This is a genomic window from Streptomyces sp. NPDC005263 (assembly GCF_042872365.1).
In the GTDB taxonomy this organism is placed as follows: domain Bacteria; phylum Actinomycetota; class Actinomycetes; order Streptomycetales; family Streptomycetaceae; genus Streptomyces.
Genome location: NZ_JBIAKJ010000011.1, coordinates 251496 through 271639 on the forward strand (window position 1 = coordinate 251496; position 20144 = coordinate 271639).

A 20144-nucleotide genomic window follows, 5' to 3' on the forward strand; every position below is an offset into this window, starting at 1 on the left:
CCCTACGCCTCGCTCCGGACCTCCACCACCCGGAAGCGGTTCGACACGAACGCCCCGTCGGTGAGGGCCGCGTTGGCCGCCGGGTTGCCGCCGGAGCCGTGGAAGTCGGAGAAGGCGGCCGTCTGGTTGACGTACACCCCGCCCGTGAGGTTCAGGGACAGCTGGGCGGCCTCTTCCAGGCAGACCTCCTGGACGGCCCGTTCGACCTCCTCGTCGGTGGTGTACGCGCCGACAGTCATCGCGCCCTTCTCGCGGATGGTTCGGCGCAGCAGCTCCGTCGCCTCGGCGGCGGAGTCGACGGCGATGGCGAAGGACACGGGCCCGAAGCACTCGCGCAGGTAGGCGGGCTCGTCGTCCGCCCCGTCCCAGTACTTGCGGGCACCGTCCAGCTTGACGATGACGGGGGTGCGGACGACCGCGCCCGGGAACTCCGGGTTGCTGATCTCCCGTGAGGCGAGGGCGACCTCACCGAGTCCGGAGGCCGCGTCCAGACGGGACTTCACATCCGGGTTGACGATGGCGCCGAGCAGGGCGTTGGCGCGCGCGTCGTCGCCCAGCAGGCCGTCGACGGAGCGGGCCAGGTCCGCGACCACCTCGTCGAAGGTCTTGGGGCCCTGGTCGGTGCGGATGCCGTCGCGTGGGACGAGCAGGTTCTGCGGGGTGGTGCACATCTGGCCGCTGTACAGGGACAGTGAGAACGCCAGGTTGGCCAGCATCCCCTTGTAGTCGCCCGTCGACTCCACCAGCACGGTGTTGACGCCGGCCTTCTCGGTGTAGACCTGCGCCTGGCGGGCGTTGGCCTCCAGCCAGTCACCGAACGTCGTCGAGCCGGTGTAGTCGATGATCCGGATCTCGGGGCGGGTGGCCAGCGTCTTCGCGATGCCCTCGTCGGGGCGCTCGGCGGCCAGTGCCACCAGGTTCGGGTCGAATCCGGCCTCGGCCAGCACCTGGCGGGCCACCTGCACGGTGAGCGCCAGCGGCAGCACCGCGCGCGGGTGCGGCTTGACCAGGACCGCGTTGCCGGTGGCGAGGGAGGCGAACAGGCCCGGGTAGCCGTTCCACGTCGGGAAGGTGTTGCAGCCGATGACGAGGCCGATGCCCCTCGGCACCGGGGTGAACCGCTTGGTGAGTGCCAGCGGGTCACGCTTGCCCTGCGGCTTGGTCCACTCCGCGGTGTCGGGTGTGCGGACCTGTTCCACGTACGCGTACGCCACCGCTTCCAGGCCGCGGTCCTGTGCGTGCGGGCCGCCCGCCTGGAGCGCCATCATGAAGGCCTGGCCGGAGGTGTGCATGACCGCGTGCGCGAACTCGTGCGTCCGGTCGCTGATCCGTTTGAGAATCTCCAGGCAGACCACCGCGCGGATCTCGGCGCCCGCGTCCCGCCAGGCCCGCTGACCGGCCTTCATCGCGGGCAGCAGCGCGTCGATGTCCGCGTGCGGGTAGGTGACGCCCAGCTCGATGCCGTACGGAGAGACCTCGCCGCCCACCCAGTCGTCCGTGCCGGGCTGGCCGAGGTCGAGGCGGGTCCCGAGGAGGGCGTCGAAGGCGGCCTTGCCCGCCGCGGCGTCCAGGCTGCCGTTCTCGCCGTAGGCCTTGGGGTGCTCGGGGTGCGGGGACCAGTACGCGCGGGTGCGGATCGCGTCCAGCGCCTGGTCAAGGGTGGGCCGGTGCTTGGCGATCAGATCGTGCGCGGTGAGTTCGGCGGCCATGCGGGACCAACTCCTCGTTTCCTGAACTCTTCGTCGAGCTCATGACCTGGGCAGAAACATGGGCGGGAACAGGCGGTCAGAGTTAGAGTAACCGAACGATCGGTCGGGACAAGGGGGTCCGCCGCATCTGTGGAAAACCCCGTGCGGGAGGATCGCGCACATGACAGGACTCGACCTCAGCAGCCCCGTGGCCGTCGTCGGCGCCGGCACCATGGGCCAGGGCATCGCCCAGGTCGCACTGGTCGCGGGCCATACCGTACGGCTGTACGACGCCATGCCCGGGCGGGCCCGGGAGGCCGCCGACGCGATCGGCGCGCGGCTCGACCGGCTCGTCGAGAAGGACCGTCTCGGCGCCGCCGACCGGGACGCGGCGCGCTCCCGGCTGCTGCCCGCCGGGAGCATCGCCGACCTCGCCGACTGCTCCCTGGTCATGGAGGCCGTTCTGGAACGGCTGGACGTCAAGCAGGAGCTGTTCCGCGAGCTCGAGGACGTCGTCGACGAGGACTGCCTGCTCGCCACCAACACCTCCTCCCTGTCGGTGACGGCCATCGGCGGCGCCCTGCGCAGCCCCGGCCGCTTCGTCGGCCTGCACTTCTTCAACCCCGCCCCGCTGCTCCCGCTCGTCGAGGTCGTCTCCGGGTTCTCCACGGACGTGTCGTCGGCCACCCGCGCGTACGAGATGGCCCGCGCCTGGGGCAAGACCCCGGTGGCCTGCGCCGACACCCCGGGCTTCATCGTCAACCGCATCGCGCGGCCCTTCTACGCCGAGGCGTTCGCCGTCTACGAGGCGCAGGGCGCCGACCCCGCCACCATCGACGCGGTCCTGCGGGAGTGCGGCGGCTTCAAGATGGGCGCCTTCGAACTGACCGACCTGATCGGCCAGGACGTCAACGAGTCCGTCACCCGCTCCGTGTGGCAGTCCTTCTTCCAGGACGTGCGCTTCACGCCGTCCCTCGCCCAGCAGCGCCTGGTCGAGTCGGGCCGGCTCGGCCGCAAGACCGGACAGGGCTGGTACGACTATCCCGACGACGGTGGGGCCGCCGAGCTCCCCGAGCCGCACACCGCGGAACCGGCACGGCAACCCGCGTACGTGGCGGTCGAGGGAGACCTCGGACCCGCCGCGGAGCTGGTCCCGCTGATCCGCGAGGCAGGCATCCAGGTCCGCGAGGACGACGAGGACCACGGCACCCGCCTGGTGCTGCCCGGCGGCGGACAGCTGGCCCTCGCCGACGGACAGACCTCGGTCGAGTTCCGGGACGTCGTCTACTTCGACCTCGCGCTCGACTACCGCAGAGCGACCCGGATCGCCCTGTCCGCCTCCCAGGACACCTCCCCGCGCACCCTCGCCGAGGCCACCGGACTCTTCCAGGCGCTCGGCAAGCAGGTCAGCGTGATCGGCGACGTCCCCGGCATGATCGTCGCCCGTACGGTCGCCCGGGTCGTCGACCTCGCGCACGACGCCGTCGCCAAGGGCGTGGCCACCGAGGAGGACATCGACACGGCGATGCGGCTCGGCGTCAACTACCCCCTGGGCCCCTTCGAGTGGAGCCGCCGCCTGGGCCGCAACTGGGCCTACGCCCTCCTGGACGACCTGCACCTGCGCGACCCTTCGGGGCGTTACGCGCCCTCCCTGGCGCTGTACCGGCACGCGTACGCCACCGACAAGCGGGAGGGCAGCACCTCATGACGGCCGCCAAGCGGGACACGTACACCCCTCAGACGCTGCTGTCCGTCGCCGTCCAGGTCTTCAACGAGCGCGGTTACGACGGCACCTCCATGGAGCACCTCTCCAAGGCGGCCGGCATCTCCAAGTCGTCGATCTACCACCACGTCACCGGCAAGGAGGAACTGCTGCGGCGGGCCGTGAGCCGTGCGCTGGACGGCCTCTTCGAGATCCTCGACGAGGAGCGGGCGCGGGTGGGGCGGGCCGCGGAGCGCCTGGAGTACGTCGTACGGCGGATGGTCGAGGTGCTCATAGCCGAGCTCCCGTACGTCACCCTGCTGCTGCGGGTGCGCGGCAACACCGGCACCGAGCGGTGGGCGCTGGAGCGGCGCCGCGACTTCGACCACCGGGTCGCCGAACTGCTGAAGGCGGCGGCCGCGGACGGGGACGTGCGCGGCGACGTGGAGGTACGGCTCGCGACCCGGCTGGTCTTCGGGATGATCAACTCGATCGTCGAGTGGTACCGGCCGGACGGGCGGGGCATGAGCGAGCGCGAGGTGGCCGAAGCGGTGGTGCGGCTGGTGTTCGGGGGACTGGGCAGGCCGGTCTGAGGGGTCCGGCTCAGCCCTGCGGCTCCAGGTCCTCCTCCTCGAACACCAGCAGGGTGCGGGTGCTGAGCACCTCCGGGATCGCCTGGAGCCGGGTGAGCACCAGCTCGCGCAGCGACCGGTTGTCGGAGGTGTGCACCAGCAGAAGCACGTCGAAGTCGCCGCCGACCAGCGCGATGTGGGAGGCCCCCGGCAGCTGCCTGAGCTGCTCGCGCACCGTGCGCCAGGAGTTCTGGACGATCTTCAGGGTGACGTACGCCGAGGTGCCCTGACCCGCGCGTTCGTGGTTGACGCGGGCTCCGAAACCGCGGATGACGCCGTCCTCGATGAGGCGGTTGATGCGCGCGTAGGCGTTGGCGCGCGAGACATGCACCCGGTCCGCGACCGACCGTATCGACGCGCGGCCGTCCGCCTGCAGCATCTGCAGGATGTCCTCGTCGATCGCGTCGAGGGGGCGTGGGGACGGCCGAGGGCCGCTGCCGTCCGGGCTCTCGGCCATTTGTTCAGATGCCACGTCCCCCTGCCTTCCTCTCGTGGACGTACTGCGTCCATCTCAGGCTGTGGAGAACCGTTTGTCCACAGCCTGGGGGTGCCTGTAGCCAAAATGTGCCGACGACCGAACAATCGGTAGGTGAGGCGCATCACATCCGTAACGCGTCTGAAGCCGCTCCCACGAGGAGGTGCCGCTATGACGGTCATGGAGCAGCGGGGCGCGTACCGGCCATCGCCGCCGCCCGCCTGGCAGCCCCGCACGGACCCCGCGCCGCTGCTGCCCGACGCTGAGCCGTACCGCGTCCTCGGCACGGAGGCGGCCGAGGACGCCGACCCCGGGTTGTTGCGCCGGCTGCACGCCGAACTGGTCCGCGGCCGCCGCTACAACGCGCAGGCCACCGCCCTCACCAAGCAGGGCCGGCTGGCCGTCTATCCCTCCAGCACCGGCCAGGAGGCCTGCGAGGTCGCCGCCGCGCTGGTCCTGGAGGAACGCGACTGGCTGTTCCCCAGCTACCGCGACACCCTGGCCGCGGTGGCGCGTGGCGTGGACCCCGTCCAGGCCCTCACGCTGCTGCGCGGCGACTGGCACACCGGCTACGACCCGCGCGAACACCGCGTGGCCCCCCTGTGCACCCCGCTCGCCACCCAGTTGCCGCACGCCGTCGGTCTCGCGCACGCCGCCCGCCTCAAGGGCGACGACGTGGTCGCGCTGGCCATGGTCGGCGACGGCGGCACCAGCGAGGGCGACTTCCACGAGGCACTGAACTTCGCCGCCGTCTGGCAGGCCCCGGTCGTCTTCCTGGTGCAGAACAACGGCTTCGCGATCTCCGTACCGCTCGCCAAGCAGACCGCGGCCCCGTCGCTGGCCCACAAGGCCGTCGGCTACGGGATGCCCGGCCGCCTGGTCGACGGCAACGACGTGGCCGCCGTGCACGAGGTCCTCGCCGACGCCGTACGCCATGCGCGCGCCGGAGGCGGTCCCACGCTGGTCGAGGCGATCACGTACCGCGTCGACGCCCACACCAACGCCGACGACGCCACCCGCTACCGGCAGGACACCGAGGTCGAGACCTGGCGCGGACACGACCCGATCGCCCTCCTGGAACACGAGCTGACCGAACGCGGCCTCCTCGACGAGGACGACATACGGTCCGCCCGTGAAGCCGCCGAGAGCATGGCAGCGGACCTGCGCGCCCGCATGAACCAGGACCCGGCGCTGGACCCCATGGACCTGTTCGCCCACGTCTACGCCGAGCCCACCCCGCAACTGCGTGAGCAGCGCGACCAGTTGCGGGCCGAGCTGGAGGCCGAGCAGGAAGGCCCGCACCGATGACCACCGTCGCCCTCAAACCGGCCACCATGGCGCAGGCCCTCACGCGAGCGATGCGCGACGCGATGGCCGCCGACCCGGCCGTGCACGTCCTGGGCGAGGACGTCGGCACCCTCGGCGGTGTCTTCCGGGTCACCGACGGCCTCGCCCAGGAGTTCGGCGAGGCCCGCTGCACGGACACCCCGCTGGCCGAGGCGGGCATCCTCGGCACCGCCGTCGGCATGGCGATGTACGGGCTGCGCCCGGTCGTGGAGATGCAGTTCGACGCGTTCGCCTACCCCGGGTTCGAGCAGCTCATCAGCCATGTCTCCCGGATGCGCAACCGCACCCGGGGCGCGATGCCGCTCCCGCTCACCATCCGCGTCCCTTACGGCGGCGGCATCGGCGGCGTCGAGCACCACAGCGACTCGTCCGAGGCGTACTACATGGCCACTCCGGGGCTCCATGTCGTCACGCCCGCGACCGTCGCCGACGCCTACGGACTGCTGCGCGCCGCCATCGCCTCCGACGACCCGGTCGTCTTCCTGGAACCCAAGCGTCTGTACTGGTCGAAGGACTCCTGGAACCCCGAGGAGCCGGCGACCGTTGAACCGATCGGCCGCGCGATGGTGCGGCGCTCGGGCCGGAGCGCCACGCTGATCACGTACGGACCGTCCGTGCCCGTCTGCCTCGAAGCCGCCGAGGCGGCCCGGGAGGAAGGCTGGGACCTCGAAGTCGTCGACCTGCGCTCCCTGGTGCCGTTCGACGACGAGACAGTCTGCGCCTCGGTACGGCGGACCGGGCGAGCGGTCGTCGTACACGAGTCGGGCGGCTTCGGCGGCCCGGGCGGGGAGATCGCGGCCCGCGTCACGGAAGGGTGCTTCCACCACCTGGAGGCCCCGGTGCTGCGCGTGGCCGGGTTCGACATCCCCTACCCGCCGCCGATGCTGGAGCGTCATCACCTGCCCGGCGTGGACCGGATCCTGGACGCCGTGGGGCGCCTGCAATGGGAGGCCGAGAGCTGATGGCACAGGTGCTGGAGTTCAAGCTGCCCGACCTCGGGGAGGGGCTCACCGAGGCGGAGATCGTGCGCTGGCTGGTCCAGGTCGGCGAGGTCGTCGCCGTGGACCAGCCGGTCGTCGAGGTCGAGACGGCCAAGGCGATGGTCGAGGTGCCCTGTCCCTACGGCGGTGTGGTCACCGCCCGCTTCGGCGAGGAGGGCACCGAACTGCCCGTCGGGGCGCCGCTGATCACCGTGGCGGTGGGCGAGCCGGCCTCCGACGTCCAGACCGAGGGCTCCGGGAACGTGCTGGTGGGCTACGGCACCTCCGAGGCACCCGCGCGGCGACGCCGGGTGCGCCAGGGACAGCCGACGCCCGCCCCGGCAGGCCGGGCAGCGGCGCCGACCGGCGTCTTCGGGGCGGCGAACGGCCAGGTCGGTGCGCCCGAGGTGGCGGACGGGGCCGACATGGCGGACGGGCCGGTGCCCGTGATCTCCCCCCTGGTCCGCAGGCTGGCCCGCGTCAACGGCCTGGACCTGCGGGAACTCAGCGGCTCCGGGCCCGACGGGCTGATCCTGCGAGCGGATGTGGAGTACGCGCTGCGGGCCTTGGCCGCCACCGCCCGCCCCGCCACCCCGACGGCCGAGCCGCAGATGGCACCCGCGCAGACGGCCGCCCCCGTTCCACCTGCGGCGACCGCATCCGCCACCACGACCGCCCCCTCCCCCGCCGGCACCCGCGTCCCCCTCAAGGGCATCCGCGGCGCCGTGGCCGACAAGCTGTCCCGCAGCCGACGGGAGATACCGGACGCCACCTGCTGGGTGGACGCCGACGCGACGGAGCTGATGCGGGCGCGTACGGCGATGAACGCCTCCGACGGTCCGAAGATCTCCCTCCTCGCCCTGCTCGCCCGGATCTGCACCTCGGCCCTTGCCCGTTGGCCCGAGCTCAACTCCACGGTCGACACGGAGGCCAGGGAAGTCGTCCGGCTCGACCAGGTCCACCTCGGGTTCGCCGCCCAGACCGAGCGAGGTCTGGTGGTCCCCGTGGTCCGGGACGCGCACACCCGGGACGCGGAGTCCCTCACCGCGGAGTTCGCCCGGCTCACCGAGGCGGCCCGCGCCGGCACCCTCACGCCCCGGGAACTCACCGGCGGCACCTTCACCCTGAACAACTACGGCGTGTTCGGCGTGGACGGCTCCACACCGATCATCAACCACCCGGAGGCGGCCATGCTCGGCGTCGGCCGGATCGTCCCCAAGCCGTGGGTGCACGAGGGCGAGCTGGCGGTGCGGCAGGTCGTCCAGCTCTCACTCACCTTCGATCACCGGGTGTGCGACGGTGGCACGGCCGGCGGCTTCCTGCGGTACGTGGCGGACTGCGTGGAACAGCCCGCAGTCCTGCTGCGCACGTTGTGACGGCACCTTGACCGTGCCCGGCCGCCGTCCGCGCCTCGCCCCGACCCGAGAGACCGAGTTCTGACGGGGCCTTGGTTCCGCTGAGCTCACGATGGACCGCCGCGACTCCCCGGTTCCGCCGCCTCCCCGCGTTCCCTGTGATCGCCGCGGCACGCATACTCGGGGGGTGACCGCATTCGACGCCGTCGTGCTCGCCGGAGGTGCCGCCCGGCGGCTCGGTGGTGCGGACAAACCCGGGATGCGGGTGGGCGGGCGCGCACTGCTCGACCGGGTGCTCGCCGCCTGCGCCGACGCCCGTACCACCGTCGTCGTCGCCGATCCACGGCCGACCGTCCGCCCCGTGACCTGGGCACGCGAGAGGCCGCCCGGCGGCGGACCGGTGGCCGCGCTCTACGCCGGGCTGCGGTACACCACGGCCCAGCACGTCGTGGTCCTCTCCGCCGACCTGCCCTTCCTGACCGAGGAGCCGGTACGGCGACTGCTGACCACCTTGGGGACCAGCGGCGCCGAGGGCGTGCTGCTCACCGACACCGACGGCCGCGACCAGCCGCTCGTGGCCGCGTACCGCACCTCCGCACTGCGCCGGGAGCTGACCGCGCTGGGCGGAATGCCGGTCAAGGGCGGCCCCGCCGAGAGCGGCGGCCTCACCGGACTTCCGCTGCGCCGGCTGACCGCCGGGCTCGACCTCACCCGCGTCCCCGACCCCGTCGCTTCCTTCGACTGCGACACCTGGGACGACATCGCCACCGCCAGGGCACGCATCAGGGAGCATAGGAACGTGTTGGATGAATGGATTACCGCAGTCAGGGACGAACTGGGCATCGACCTCGACGTCGACACCGGAGCGCTGCTCGACCTCGCCCGCGACGCCGCCCACGGCGTGGCGCGGCCCGCGGCCCCGCTGACCACCTTCCTGGTCGGCTACGCGGCCGCACGGGCCGGCGGCGGACCGGAGGCGGTGGCAGAGGCGTCCCGCAAGGCGGCCGCCCTCGCCCTGCGGTGGGCCGACGAGGGGACCGACGCCACGTCCGACGCCACGTCCGACGCAGCGTCCGACGCGGCCCCGGACGCCGGATGACCGCCCGGGCCACCCGGGCCGGTGAGGACGCCGAGGACCTCGACGTCGAGGAGGTACTCGCCCTCGTGAACGAGCACCACGGGCACTCCGCCGGTGGCCAGGTACCAGCGCCCGGCACGCAGGACGGCCACCACAGCGACCCGCACGGTGCCGCTCACCCGTCGGGGCACAAGCCGGGAGCCCGCCACCGGGCCACCCCGTGGCCCGAGGCCCGCGCGATCGCCGAACGGGCCGGTCGCACCACCCGCGGCGCCCGCCGCGCCCCCGTCTCGGTCCCCCTCGACGACGCCCTCGGCCTCACCCTGGCCGCGCCGCTCGCCGCCCTCACCGACCTGCCCTCCTTCGACACCTCCGCGATGGACGGCTGGGCGGTGGCCGGCCCCGGCCCCTGGGACGTCCGGGACGACAACGTTCTTGCCGGGCATGCCGAGCCCGAGCCGCTCACCGACGGCGAGGCCGTCCGGATCGCCACCGGGGCCCGCGTCCCCCCGGACACCACCGCGGTCCTGCGCAGCGAGCACGGCCGTACCGACGACAAGGGCCGTCTGCATCCCGCCCGCGAGGCGGCGCACGGCCAGGACATCCGGCCGCGTGGGCAGGAGTGCCGCAGCGGCGACCAACTCCTCCCGGCCGGCGCCCTGGTGACGCCGGCGGTGCTGGGGCTCGCCGCGGCCGCCGGATACGACACCCTCGCCGTCGTCCCCCGCCCCCGTGTCGACGTGATCGTCCTGGGCGACGAGTTGCTCACCGAGGGCACTCCGCACGACGGGCTGATCCGTGACGCACTCGGCCCGATGCTCCCGCCCTGGCTGCGTGCGCTGGGTGCCGAGGTCATCGCCGTACGACGACTCGGTGACCACGCCGACGCCCTGCACAAGGCGATCACCACCAGCGACGCCGACCTGATCGTCACCACTGGCGGCACCGCCGCGGGCCCCGTCGACCACGTCCATCCCACCCTGCGCCGCATCGACGCCGAACTCCTGGTGGACGGCGTCAAGGTGCGTCCCGGTCACCCCATGCTGCTGGCCCGCACCAAGGAGAACCAGCACCTCGTCGGCCTGCCCGGCAATCCTCTGGCGGCCGTCTCCGGCCTGCTCACCCTCGCCGAGCCGCTGCTACGGGCCCTCGCGGCGCGGCCCGCCCCGGAGTCGTACACGCTGCCGCTCCAGGACGAGGTGCACGGGCACCCGTACGACACCCGGCTCATCCCCGTCGTCCTGCGCGGTGACCGGGCCGTGCCGCTGCACTACAACGGCCCGGCGATGCTGCGGGGCATCGCGGCGGCCGACGCCCTGGCCGTCGTACCGCCCGGCGGCTCGCACCCTGGTCAGGAGAGCGAACTCCTCGATCTGCCGTGGGCGAGTGCCGGGATCGGGGTGTGTTTCACGTGAAACTTCCGGGCCATGACGCGATCGCCCGGCAGGCGGACGAACATCTCGTGACCCAGCGGGTGAAGCTCCCGCGCACCGTGGTGGAGCACCCGTTCCGACAGGTGGCCAAACGGCTGTCGATGGCCCTGCTGGTTCTCGTGGCGACCGCTCTGATCGTCTACGTCGACCGCGACGGCTACAACGACAACTCCGACGGCTCGGTCGACTTCCTCGACGCCTGGTACTACGCGACCGTCACCCTGTCCACCACCGGCTACGGCGACATCACCCCGGTCAGTGATGCCGCCAGGCTCACCAACATCTTCGTCGTCACCCCCCTGCGCGTGCTGTTCCTGATCATCCTGGTCGGCACCACGCTCGAAGTCCTCACCGAACGCACCCGGGAGGAATGGCGGCTCACCCGCTGGAGGTCCACCTTGCGCGACCACACCGTCGTCGTCGGCTTCGGAACCAAGGGCCGGTCGGCGATCCAGACCGTCTGTGCGACGGGCCTGAAGAAAGAGCAGGTCGTGGTGGTCGACCCCAGCGGCAAGGCGATCGACGCCGCGACCGCGGAGGGCTACGCGGGTGTCGTCGGGGACGCCACCCGCAGCGAGGTGCTGAAGCGGGCCGAGGTGCACAAGGCGCGGAAGATCATCATCGCGACCCAGCGCGATGACACCGCGGTCCTGGTGACGCTGACGGCCCGGCAGCTCAACAAGGGCGCGAAGATCGTGGCCGCCGTGCGCGAGGAGGAGAACGCGCCGCTGCTGAAGCAGTCCGGCGCCGACGCGGTGATCACCAGCGCCAGCGCGGCCGGACGGCTGCTCGGGCTGTCCGTGCTCAGTCCCGCGGCCGGCATGGTGATGGAGGACCTGATCCAGCAGGGCAGCGGGCTCGACATCATCGAACGACCGGTCATCAAGGCCGAAGTGGGCAAGCGGGCGCGGGAGACCGAAGACCTGGTGGTGAGCGTCGTACGCGGGCACCGCGTGCTCGGGTACGACGATCCGGCGGTCGGGACACTGGAACTGACGGACCGGCTGATCACGATCGTGCGGGCGACGCCGGGCAGCCAGATCGCCCCCGACGCCCGCCCGCTTCCCCAGGACTGACCGCCCGCTCGCTTTCCCGGGCTGACCGTCGGCACCGGGCCGACGGTCAGCCCGGGGTCGGTCACTTGCGGTTGTACAGCCGCATCGTGATCGGCCCGAAGACCGCCAGCAGCAGGCCCGCCCAGCCCAGCGACCAGGCGACCTCGCCGGCCGGCCAGTCACCCCCCATCAGACCGCGTACCGCCGACGCCACATGGGTCACAGGGCTGTTGTTGACGAAGGCCTGCAGCCAGCCCGGCATGGTCTTCGGGTCGACGAAGACGTTGGACAGAAACGTCAGCGGGAAGATCACCATCATGCTGACGCCCATCACCGACTTCTCGGTGCGCAACATCAGCCCGAACATCGTCCAGATCCACGAGAACGCGAACGAGAACACGACCAGCAGAGCGATTCCGGCGAGGACGCCGCCGACCCCGCCGCCCGGGCGGTAGCCGAGGATCAGGCCGACCGTGAGCATCACGATCGAGGCGATGGTGTAGCGAAGGGCGTCGCCGAGGAGATAGCCGACCATCGTCGACGGCCGCCAGATGGGCAGCGACCGGAAGCGGTCGAAGACGCCCTTCTCGATGTCGGTGTTCACCGAGACACCCGTGTACATCGTGATCATCACGACCGACATCACCAGGATGCCGGGCAGCAGGAACTGGATGTACTCCTTCGGGGACCCGGCCAGGGCGCCCCCGAAGAGATACGTGTACATCAGCACCATCATGATCGGGAACGCCGTGACGTCGAAGAGCTGCTCCGGCACGTGCTTGATCTTGAGCATGGCCCGCCAGCCGAAGGTCAGCGAGGCCGACAGCGCGCTGGGCCGCGGCGGCCGCTCCCCGGCGACCAGCAGCGCGGCGAGGGATTCGGCCCTGACCGGGGCCAGGTCCTTGGTCTCCGTGGTCGTCGCGGTGCTCATGCGGCCACCTCGTCCTTCGAGTCGTCGGTGTCGTCGGAGCCGTTGGAGCCGTCGGAGTCGTTCGGGACGCCGCTGGTCTCGTGGGTGTCGTGTCCGGTGAGGGCGAGGAACACCTCGTCCAGGCTGGGCTGGCCCAGGGAGAAGTTGTCGACGACGATCCCGCCGCGAGCCAGCTCGGCGAGCGCCCGGGCGGCCTGCTCGGCCGCGCCCTGTCCGTTCGCCGCGACCGCCCCGACGCGGGCCGTCAGCGCCACCGGGTCGGGCTCGAGCTGCACGTCCGTGTCCAGGGCCAGCCGCAGCACCTGCTCGGCCTTGGGCCGCTGAGCCGGGTCACGCAGTCGCAGATGTACGGAACCGGAGCCCACGGACGCCTTCAGCTCGCCCTTGGTCCCCTCGGCGATCACCTTGCCCTGGTCGATGACGGCGATCCGGGACGCCAGTTGGTCGGCCTCGTCGAGGTACTGCGTGGTCAGCAGCACGGTGGTGCCCTGGGCGACGACCGCGCGGACGATCTCCCACACCTGGTTGCGGCTGCGCGGGTCGAGGCCGGTCGTCGGCTCGTCGAGGAACAGCAGGTCCGGGGTGTTGAGGATGGAGGCGGCGATGTCGATACGGCGCCGCATGCCGCCCGAGTAGTGCTTGACCTGCTTCGCGCCCGCGTCCGTGAGACCGAAGGCCTCCAGCAGCTGCCCGGCCCGCTCCCGCGCGGCCTTCTTGGCGTGGCCGAGCAGGCGGCCCAGCAGGATCAGGTTCTCGGTGCCCGTGAGGTCCTCGTCCACCGACGCGTACTGGCCGGTGAGACTGACCCGGCCACGGACCTCGTCCGCCTCACGCACGACGTCGTGGCCGAAGACCTGGGCCTGGCCGCCGTCCGGTCGCAGCAGGGTGGCGAGCATCTTCACGGTGGTCGTCTTGCCGGCGCCGTTCGGGCCGAGAACGCCGTAGACCGTGCCGGCCGGCACCGCGAGGTCGACTCCGTCGACGGCCCGTGTCTCGCCGAACGTCTTCACCAGGCCTGCGGTCTCGATGGCCAGGCTGGACGTGTGCTGGCTCATGGTGGGTGTCCTTCCGCGCTCATGGGTGACGCATGGGGAGACCTTTACCGTCCCGCAAACTCATCGGTCAGGCACCGGGTTTTGCGGTGGACCGGCCGAAGGGCGCAGGCCCGGCCCGGCCCGACCGGAGACGGAGCCGGCAGGGGCCAGGAGAACTAGGAGACGATGGTCCCGGCCGGGAGACCCACGAGGCCGGCACGGGCCCCGAGACCAGGAACAGCCACAGCGATGCCGAAGCGTCGATGACCCGGAGGGTCACGCCCGGGGCCTGGGGGTAGCGTCCCCTTCATGCATGCGATCACGATTCCCGAACCTGGTGGGCCCGAGGCGCTGGTGTGGGCCGAGGTCCCGGATCCTGTGCCCGGCGAGGGCGAGGTGCTGGTCGAGGTGACGGCCAGTGCCGTCAACCGCGCCGACATCCTGCAGCGTCAGGGCTTCTACGACCCACCGCCCGGCTCGTCCCCCTATCCCGGCCTGGAGTGCTCCGGGCGGATCGCCGAACTCGGCCCCGGTGTCTCCGGCTGGTCCGTCGGCGACGAGGTGTGCGCGCTGCTCGCGGGCGGCGGCTACGCGGAGAAGGTCGCCGTCCCCGCCGGCCAGCTGCTGCCCCTGCCGAAGGGCATCGACCTCGGGCAGGCTGCGGCGCTGCCGGAGGTGGTCTGCACGGTCTGGTCGAACGTCTTCATGGTCGCCCACCTCCGCCCCGGCGAGACGCTGCTCGTGCACGGCGGTTCCAGCGGCATCGGGACGATGGCGATCCAGCTCGCCAAGGCCGTCGGTGCCAAGGTCGTGGTGACCGCGGGCACCAGGGAGAAGCTGGAGCGCTGCGCGGAGCTGGGTGCCGACGTCCTGATCAACTACCGGGACCAGGACTTCGTGGAAGAGGTCAGGGCGGCCACCGACGGCGCGGGCGCCGACGTCATCCTCGACAACATGGGTGCCAAGTACCTCGACCGCAATGTGCGGGCCCTCGCCGTCAACGGCAGGCTCGCGATCATCGGCATGCAGGGCGGCATCAAGGCCGAGCTGAACATCGCCACCCTCCTGTCCAAGCGGGCCGCCGTCAGCGCGACCTCGCTCAGGGCCCGCCCGCTCGATGAGAAGGCCTCGATCGTGGCGGCCGTACGCGAGCACGTGTGGCCGCTGCTCGGCTCCGGCCAGGTACGTCCGATCGTCGACCGCGCGCTCCCGATGAGTGACGCGGCCGCCGCCCACCGGGTGGTGGAGGAGAGCGGCCACATCGGCAAGGTCCTGCTCGTCACGCCGTAGCGTCAGGAGGTCCCCCGCCGGACCCGGAGCGCGATGAAGGCGAGGCCCAGGCCGAGTCCGACGAGGATCAGCCCGCCGCCCAGGGGCAGGAACCGCAGTCGTGGCTCGGCGGGACGCTCGTCGGCCCGGCCCGCGCCCCGCGTCGGCGCCACGGAGGGCATGCGGGTGGGCTCCCGAGAAGCTTGCGGTACGGCGGTGGCCCCACCGTCCGCCTGGCCGTCGGGGTCGCCGCCCACACCCTCCTCGGCGTCCGGGACATCCTCGTCCTCCCTTGCCGGTTCCGATTCCACCGCACCTGGTTCCACCGCGGCGGGTTCCGCCGGATCCGATTCCACCGGCTCCCGCCGCCCCGGCCGCTCCCGTCCCTCGCCCGCCCTGCTCCCCGCCAGCGAGGGCGCGGCGGCGGAGGGAGAGGGGACGACGGACGCCGAGGCGGTGCCACGCGGCGGCCCGTGCGCGGGAACGGAGCCCGACGGGTGGCCGGAGGCAGCGGCGGAGGAGGAACTGGACGACGAGGCGGAACCGGAGGGCGAGGCGGTGGCGGAGCCTGAGGAGGAGGAGGCGGACGGCGAAGGAATCGGGGGAGCGATGGGGGCGCCCGTCCCCACGGCAATGAGCAGTACCGTCGCTCGCACCCATGGAGTCACGGAACAATCATGACTTTTAGTGACTGAACCGGCATTCTGGGTTGGGCCAGGGGGAGGACAACGGCCCCAGAAGGTGGATCAGTCCTTATCGGGGGCACCACGCTGATGAGATGGAGTGGTGCGAGAGAATGGCGGCATGGAGATGCCGAGGAACGAACAGTCGCCGGAGAAGCCCCAGATCCTGGTCTTGGGTCAGGACGGAATGGCTCTCGGCGGCGGAGGCGACGAGGACTCCCGCGAGGTTCCGGTGACGGAGATGGTGGAGCAGCCGGCGAAGGTCATGCGGATCGGAAGCATGATCAAGCAGCTGTTGGAAGAGGTCCGCGCGGCACCTCTGGACGAGGCGAGCCGGGCGCGGCTCAAGGAGATCCACGCCAGCTCCGTGAAGGAACTGGAAGACGGCCTGGCTCCGGAGCTCGTCGAGGAGTTGGAGCGGATCTCCCTGCCCTTCACGCACGACTCGACCCCGAGCGACGCGGAACTGCGGATCGCGCAGGCGCAGTTGGTCGGCTGGCTGGAAGGGCTCTTCCACGGGATCCAGACCACGCTGTTCGCCCAGCAGATGGCGGCCCGCGCCCAGCTGGAGCAGATGCGCCGGGCCCTCCCGCCGGGTGTCGGCGGCCACGAGGACACCGACGACCCGCGCGCGGGCGGCCGCTCGGGTGGGCCGTACCTGTAAGCGGCTGTACGTATCCGGCCACCGGTAAGCGGCCGTACCCGTAAATCGGCCGTACCTGAGAAGTGGGCCCGGCAGCCAGTGCTGCCGGGCCCTTGAGCTTCGGCCTGTCTCAGCCTGTCCCTGCCTGTCCCTGCCTGCCCATGTCTGCCTCTGCCCCCGCCCGCGTCTTCGCGATCAGGAGGGGTTGCCGGTGGACACGTCGAACTGCATCTTCGGCGGCTTCTTCGGATCGAAGTCGGTCCCCTGCTCGGGGAACTGCTTCATCACGGCGCCGTCACCGAAGGTGTTCTCGTCCACCTTGTTCCTGGTGTAGGTCCAGCCCGCCGCCCTCAGGCATGCCAGAACCGAGTCCCAGTTCTTGTACTGGAAGTTCGGCATCCGCACCTGCTTGGGGTCGTTGTACGACTCCTCCGGTTCGGTGCACTCGGTCGTCTCGATCGTCTTCGTCGTGTCCGGCCCGCGGTAACCCGCCGCCTTGGTCGCCGAGGCCGACGGGCTGGCACTGGTGTCCCCGCCCGCGTCGTCACTGCCGCCACTGTTCATCAGCAGCGCCGCCATCAGTCCCCCGACGGCGACCAGCGAGACGACGATCGAACCGATGATCACCGGCTTGTTGCCCTTGCCGCCGCCGCCCGGGGAGGCGACCGCCGTCTGTGGCGTGAGGTTGTACGGCGGTGGCGTCGACGGGCCCTGCTGCGGGGCGTACCCGGCCGGGCCCGGCGTCTGGTAACCGTGCTGCTGCGGATAGCCGTACGCCGGGGAGTGCGCCGACGGGGCCGGGGCACCGTAGGGATTCGGCGTCGGCTGGTACGGCGTCTGGACGTTGCCCTGGGGCGGCGGTGTCTGGTCGACCGGCGGGAACACCGCGGAACCGACGCCCGCGCCGCTCTGCGTCGGCGAACCGGGCACGATGCTCGGCGCGGCGGCCTGGAAGGACGCGGCCACGCGCAGGCACTCGTCGCGCATGGCCTCGGCGCTCGGGAAACGTTCGTTGGGGTTCTTCTTCAGCGCGCGGGCGACCAGCGCGTCCACCGCCGGGGGCAGGGCGCGGTTGATCGACGAAGGAGCGACCGGCTCCTCCTGGACGTGCGCGTACGCGATCGCCAGCGGCGAGTCCGCGTCGAACGGCAGACGCCCGGTGACCAGCTGGAACAGCATGATGCCGACGGAGTAGAGGTCGGAGCGGGCATCCACACCGCGTCCCAGCGCCTGCTCCGGGGAGAGGTACTGCGGGGTGCCGACCACCATGCCGGTCTGGGTCATGGAGGTGACGCCGGACTGCATGGCGCGCGCGATGCCGAAGTCCATCACCTTGACGACCCCGCGTTTGGTCATCATCACGTTGCCCGGCTTGATGTCCCGGTGGACCAGCCCCATCTCGTGACTGATCTCCAGCGCCGCCAGCACATCCGCGGTGATCTTCAGCGCCTTGTCGGCGGGCATCGCGCCGTACTGCCGCACGTCCGTGTTCAGCACCGAACCGAGCGGCAGGCCCTCGACGTACTCCATGACGATGTACGGCATCGTCGTGCCGTCCAGGTCGTCCTCACCGGTGTCGAAGACGGAGACGATGTTGGTGTGAGTGAGCTTGGCCACGGCCTGGGCCTCGCGGCGGAAGCGCTCGCGGAAGGCCTGTTCGCGACCGAGCTCGGTGTGAAGTGTCTTGATCGCGACCTGCCGGTCGAGCACCGAGTCGTACGCGAGGTGCACCGAGGCCATACCGCCCTCACCGAGCAAGTCGCGCAGCTGATAGCGGCCGCCGGCGATCGCCCGCCCCGTGTACCGGCCCTGAGCGCCGTCCTGGCTCATCTCTCTGCGTCCCCCGTAGGCCCTCAAGCGCCGATGCGTGCCGTTGATCCAAAGTGCATTTACGGCCAAGTCTGCCGGAGGGCACGGACACGTCAAGCGCGGTGCCCGTTCCGTGACCGTACGAGAGAGAAAGGTCGCGCAAGCGTTACAGCAGGCGTACGGCCGGTACACACAATTTGCACGTCGGTACTTGATAACGGTTTGATGGCCGGTCCGCGTCGGGCCGGTTCCCGGGGTCTTCCCGGATCGGCGGCTTGCGCGGAGGCTGTAGCGTGGCCGACGGAGACCCGTAACAACACCGCGCGCACCGCGGGCAGAAACGACGGCGAGGACTGATGGCACAGCAGCAGCGCGCTCAGGGCCCGTCCGACCCCGAGGCGACTGGCGGCGGGATGTCAGATGCGCCGGAGATGTGGGGGAACGGCGGACTGGTCGGGGACGGCCGATATCGGCTGACCCGCAGACTCGGCCGGGGCGGCATGGCCGAGGTGTTCGCGGCCGAGGACGTACGCCTCGGACGCACCGTGGCGGTCAAGCTGCTGCGCGCCGACCTTGCCGAGGACCCGACCTCCAAGGCCCGCTTCACACGCGAGGCCCAGTCCGTCGCGGGCCTCAACCACCACGCGATCGTCGCCGTGTACGACTCCGGCGAGGACTTCGTCGGCGGCCAGTCCGTGCCGTACATCGTGATGGAGATCGTCGAGGGGCGCACGATCCGCGACCTGCTCCTGAACGCCGAGGCGCCCGGGCCCGAGCAGGCCCTGATCATCGTCTCGGGTGTCCTGGAGGCACTCGCCTATTCGCACCAGCACGGCATCGTGCACCGCGACATCAAGCCGGCCAACGTCATCATCACCCACAACGGCGCCGTGAAGGTGATGGACTTCGGCATCGCCCGCGCGCTGCACGGCGCGTCCACGACGATGACCCAGACCGGCATGGTCATGGGCACCCCGCAGTACCTCTCCCCGGAGCAGGCGCTCGGCAAGGCCGTCGACCACCGCTCCGACCTCTACGCGACGGGCTGCCTCCTCTACGAACTTCTCGCGCTGCGGCCGCCGTTCACCGGTGAGACCCCGCTGTCGGTCGTCTACCAGCACGTCCAGGACATTCCGAAGCCCCCGTCCGAGGTCTCCGAGGCCGTCCCGCCGGAGCTCGACGGGCTGGTCATGCGCTCCCTCGCCAAGGAGCCCGACGACCGTTTCCAGACGGCCGAGGAGATGCGCGGCCTGGTCCAGTACGGCCTGCAGATGCTGTACGAGCAGGGCGGCCACACCGGTACCTGGAACACCGGCCATGTCGCCGTGCACGACGGCCGCAGCACCCCGGCGGCGGGCCTCGCCGGCACCTCCGTGCTGCCGCACCCCGGTGACGTCTCCGGCACTGCGCAGATCCCGCAGCAGATCCTGCCCTCCGGCTACGGCAGCGGGGACGACGGCGGCTTCGAGGGCAACGGCAACCGGGGCGGTGGCCGCGGCAAGCTGTGGATCCTCGCCGTCCTCGCGGTGATCGCCATCGCGGCCGGTGTGGCGCTGGCGCTCCAGAACGGCGCCGGGGACAGCAACGAACCCAGCACCACCACCTCGCCGACCACGTCGAAGACCGCCGACAAGAAGACGGCCGACGAGACACCGACCGACGACGCGAGCGAAGAGCCGACCGACACGAGCACGGACGACGGCACGGGCGGGGGAACGGGCACCGGCTCCAATCCGGACTACACGCCGTCGTACAAGCCGTCCTACACCCCGACACAGCCGCAGACACAGGGCCCGACCGACGATCCGACGGACAATCCGACGACCTCGGGCCCGACGGGGAACCCGACCACCGAGGCGCCGACGGACGAGCCGACGGCCGATCCGCCGGACCCGAGCGGCGGCACCGTTTCCGGCGCCCTGGGCGGTACCGAGGGTGGCGACGGCGGGACCTGACCGCCTGCCCCGCTCGGCGCGGCACCCGACACGACACGGCACGCGCGCGTACGACCCGGAAACGGGCTCGACGCG

17 protein-coding genes are annotated in these 20144 nt (G+C 71.5%); 11 read left to right on the forward strand and 6 right to left on the reverse strand.

What is annotated here, in order from left to right; all coding sequences use genetic code 11:
- Positions 1-2: 2 nt before the first annotated feature.
- Positions 3-1709: a phenylacetic acid degradation protein PaaN gene (paaN, locus tag ACFYRY_RS37445; protein WP_389156174.1), complete on the reverse strand. Its 1707-nt coding sequence runs from the start codon at positions 1707-1709 to the stop codon at positions 3-5.
- Between the two features lie 160 nt (positions 1710-1869).
- On the opposite strand from paaN, the gene ACFYRY_RS37450 reads away from it, so the two are divergent.
- Positions 1870-3396 (forward strand): 3-hydroxyacyl-CoA dehydrogenase, encoded by a 1527-nt coding sequence (locus ACFYRY_RS37450; RefSeq protein WP_389156177.1) that lies wholly within the window; start codon positions 1870-1872, stop codon positions 3394-3396.
- Positions 3393-3983, forward strand: coding sequence for a TetR/AcrR family transcriptional regulator (locus ACFYRY_RS37455; protein ID WP_389156180.1), 591 nt, complete (start codon positions 3393-3395; stop codon positions 3981-3983). Before ACFYRY_RS37450 ends, ACFYRY_RS37455 begins: the two co-directional genes overlap by 4 nt.
- 10 nt (positions 3984-3993) lie before the next feature.
- Here ACFYRY_RS37455 and ACFYRY_RS37460 read toward each other — a convergent pair whose 3' ends face one another.
- Positions 3994-4479 carry an Lrp/AsnC family transcriptional regulator gene (locus ACFYRY_RS37460; protein WP_389156273.1) on the reverse strand — a complete coding sequence of 162 codons (486 nt, stop codon included), beginning with the start codon at positions 4477-4479 and terminating at the stop codon, positions 3994-3996.
- 189 nt (positions 4480-4668) lie between these two features.
- Between ACFYRY_RS37460 and pdhA the strand changes: the two genes are divergently transcribed.
- The 6 genes from pdhA (at position 4669) to ACFYRY_RS37490 (ending at position 11766) form a co-directional block, all read left to right on the forward strand.
- Positions 4669-5805 carry a pyruvate dehydrogenase (acetyl-transferring) E1 component subunit alpha gene (pdhA, locus tag ACFYRY_RS37465; RefSeq protein ID WP_389156183.1) on the forward strand — a complete coding sequence of 379 codons (1137 nt, stop codon included), beginning with the start codon at positions 4669-4671 and terminating at the stop codon, positions 5803-5805.
- A complete protein-coding gene (locus ACFYRY_RS37470; RefSeq protein ID WP_389156186.1) occupies positions 5802-6806 on the forward strand; it encodes an alpha-ketoacid dehydrogenase subunit beta in 1005 nt (334 codons plus the stop codon). The genes pdhA and ACFYRY_RS37470 overlap by 4 nt, the downstream gene beginning before the upstream one ends.
- Positions 6806-8200: a dihydrolipoamide acetyltransferase family protein gene (locus tag ACFYRY_RS37475; RefSeq protein WP_389156188.1), complete on the forward strand. Its 1395-nt coding sequence runs from the start codon at positions 6806-6808 to the stop codon at positions 8198-8200. The genes ACFYRY_RS37470 and ACFYRY_RS37475 overlap by 1 nt, the downstream gene beginning before the upstream one ends.
- A 91-nt stretch (positions 8201-8291) precedes the next feature.
- On the forward strand, positions 8292-9278 hold the full coding sequence (locus ACFYRY_RS37480; protein WP_389156191.1) for an NTP transferase domain-containing protein: 987 nt from the start codon (positions 8292-8294) through the stop codon (positions 9276-9278).
- Complete coding sequence (locus ACFYRY_RS37485) at positions 9275-10672, forward strand: molybdopterin molybdotransferase MoeA (protein WP_389156194.1); 1398 nt, start codon at positions 9275-9277, stop codon at positions 10670-10672. Before ACFYRY_RS37480 ends, ACFYRY_RS37485 begins: the two co-directional genes overlap by 4 nt.
- Positions 10669-11766 (forward strand): potassium channel family protein, encoded by a 1098-nt coding sequence (locus ACFYRY_RS37490; protein WP_389156197.1) that lies wholly within the window; start codon positions 10669-10671, stop codon positions 11764-11766. The genes ACFYRY_RS37485 and ACFYRY_RS37490 overlap by 4 nt, the downstream gene beginning before the upstream one ends.
- 61 nt (positions 11767-11827) lie before the next feature.
- Here the strand turns inward: ACFYRY_RS37490 and ACFYRY_RS37495 are convergent, their stop codons facing one another.
- Together ACFYRY_RS37495 and ACFYRY_RS37500 are read right to left on the reverse strand one after the other, a co-directional pair.
- Positions 11828-12676, reverse strand: a complete 849-nt coding sequence (locus tag ACFYRY_RS37495; protein WP_389156200.1) for an ABC transporter permease — start codon at positions 12674-12676, stop codon at positions 11828-11830.
- Entirely contained in the window at positions 12673-13731 is a 1059-nt protein-coding gene (locus tag ACFYRY_RS37500; RefSeq protein WP_389156202.1) for an ATP-binding cassette domain-containing protein, read from the reverse strand. Before ACFYRY_RS37500 ends, ACFYRY_RS37495 begins: the two co-directional genes overlap by 4 nt.
- 288 nt (positions 13732-14019) lie before the next feature.
- On the opposite strand from ACFYRY_RS37500, the gene ACFYRY_RS37505 reads away from it, so the two are divergent.
- A complete protein-coding gene (locus ACFYRY_RS37505) occupies positions 14020-15000 on the forward strand; it encodes an NAD(P)H-quinone oxidoreductase (protein ID WP_389156205.1) in 981 nt (326 codons plus the stop codon).
- A 2-nt stretch (positions 15001-15002) separates the two neighbouring features.
- Here ACFYRY_RS37505 and ACFYRY_RS37510 read toward each other — a convergent pair whose 3' ends face one another.
- Positions 15003-15290: a hypothetical protein gene (locus ACFYRY_RS37510; protein WP_389156208.1), complete on the reverse strand. Its 288-nt coding sequence runs from the start codon at positions 15288-15290 to the stop codon at positions 15003-15005.
- 493 nt (positions 15291-15783) lie between these two features.
- Here ACFYRY_RS37510 and ACFYRY_RS37515 point away from each other — a divergent pair, with 493 nt between their 5' ends.
- Entirely contained in the window at positions 15784-16326 is a 543-nt protein-coding gene (locus ACFYRY_RS37515; RefSeq protein WP_389156211.1) for a bacterial proteasome activator family protein, read from the forward strand.
- Positions 16327-16500: 174 nt separating this feature from the next.
- On the opposite strand, the gene ACFYRY_RS37520 is transcribed toward ACFYRY_RS37515, so the two are convergent.
- Complete coding sequence (locus ACFYRY_RS37520; protein ID WP_389156214.1) at positions 16501-18135, reverse strand: protein kinase; 1635 nt, start codon at positions 18133-18135, stop codon at positions 16501-16503.
- Positions 18136-18470: 335 nt separating this feature from the next.
- Here ACFYRY_RS37520 and ACFYRY_RS37525 point away from each other — a divergent pair, with 335 nt between their 5' ends.
- Positions 18471-20069: a protein kinase gene (locus tag ACFYRY_RS37525; protein ID WP_389156218.1), complete on the forward strand. Its 1599-nt coding sequence runs from the start codon at positions 18471-18473 to the stop codon at positions 20067-20069.
- Positions 20070-20144 lie beyond the last annotated feature (75 nt).

Excerpts from the sequence above, each read along its gene's own strand:
- ACFYRY_RS37515 (WP_389156211.1), top strand. The coding sequence starts at position 15,784 with ATGGAGATGCCGAGGAACGAACAGTCGCCGGAGAAGCCCCAGATCCTG.
- ACFYRY_RS37470 (WP_389156186.1), top strand. The coding sequence starts at position 5,802 with ATGACCACCGTCGCCCTCAAACCGGCCACCATGGCGCAGGCCCTCACG.
- ACFYRY_RS37485 (WP_389156194.1), top strand. The coding sequence starts at position 9,275 with ATGACCGCCCGGGCCACCCGGGCCGGTGAGGACGCCGAGGACCTCGAC.
- pdhA (WP_389156183.1), top strand. The coding sequence starts at position 4,669 with ATGACGGTCATGGAGCAGCGGGGCGCGTACCGGCCATCGCCGCCGCCC.
- ACFYRY_RS37495 (WP_389156200.1), bottom strand. The coding sequence starts at position 12,676 with ATGAGCACCGCGACGACCACGGAGACCAAGGACCTGGCCCCGGTCAGG.
- ACFYRY_RS37505 (WP_389156205.1), top strand. The coding sequence starts at position 14,020 with ATGCATGCGATCACGATTCCCGAACCTGGTGGGCCCGAGGCGCTGGTG.
- ACFYRY_RS37455 (WP_389156180.1), top strand. The coding sequence starts at position 3,393 with ATGACGGCCGCCAAGCGGGACACGTACACCCCTCAGACGCTGCTGTCC.
- ACFYRY_RS37475 (WP_389156188.1), top strand. The coding sequence starts at position 6,806 with ATGGCACAGGTGCTGGAGTTCAAGCTGCCCGACCTCGGGGAGGGGCTC.
- ACFYRY_RS37480 (WP_389156191.1), top strand. The coding sequence starts at position 8,292 with ATGGACCGCCGCGACTCCCCGGTTCCGCCGCCTCCCCGCGTTCCCTGT.
- ACFYRY_RS37525 (WP_389156218.1), top strand. The coding sequence starts at position 18,471 with ATGGCACAGCAGCAGCGCGCTCAGGGCCCGTCCGACCCCGAGGCGACT.
- ACFYRY_RS37500 (WP_389156202.1), bottom strand. The coding sequence starts at position 13,731 with ATGAGCCAGCACACGTCCAGCCTGGCCATCGAGACCGCAGGCCTGGTG.
- ACFYRY_RS37450 (WP_389156177.1), top strand. The coding sequence starts at position 1,870 with ATGACAGGACTCGACCTCAGCAGCCCCGTGGCCGTCGTCGGCGCCGGC.
- ACFYRY_RS37520 (WP_389156214.1), bottom strand. The coding sequence starts at position 18,135 with ATGAGCCAGGACGGCGCTCAGGGCCGGTACACGGGGCGGGCGATCGCC.
- ACFYRY_RS37460 (WP_389156273.1), bottom strand. The coding sequence starts at position 4,479 with ATGGCCGAGAGCCCGGACGGCAGCGGCCCTCGGCCGTCCCCACGCCCC.
- paaN (WP_389156174.1), bottom strand. The coding sequence starts at position 1,709 with ATGGCCGCCGAACTCACCGCGCACGATCTGATCGCCAAGCACCGGCCC.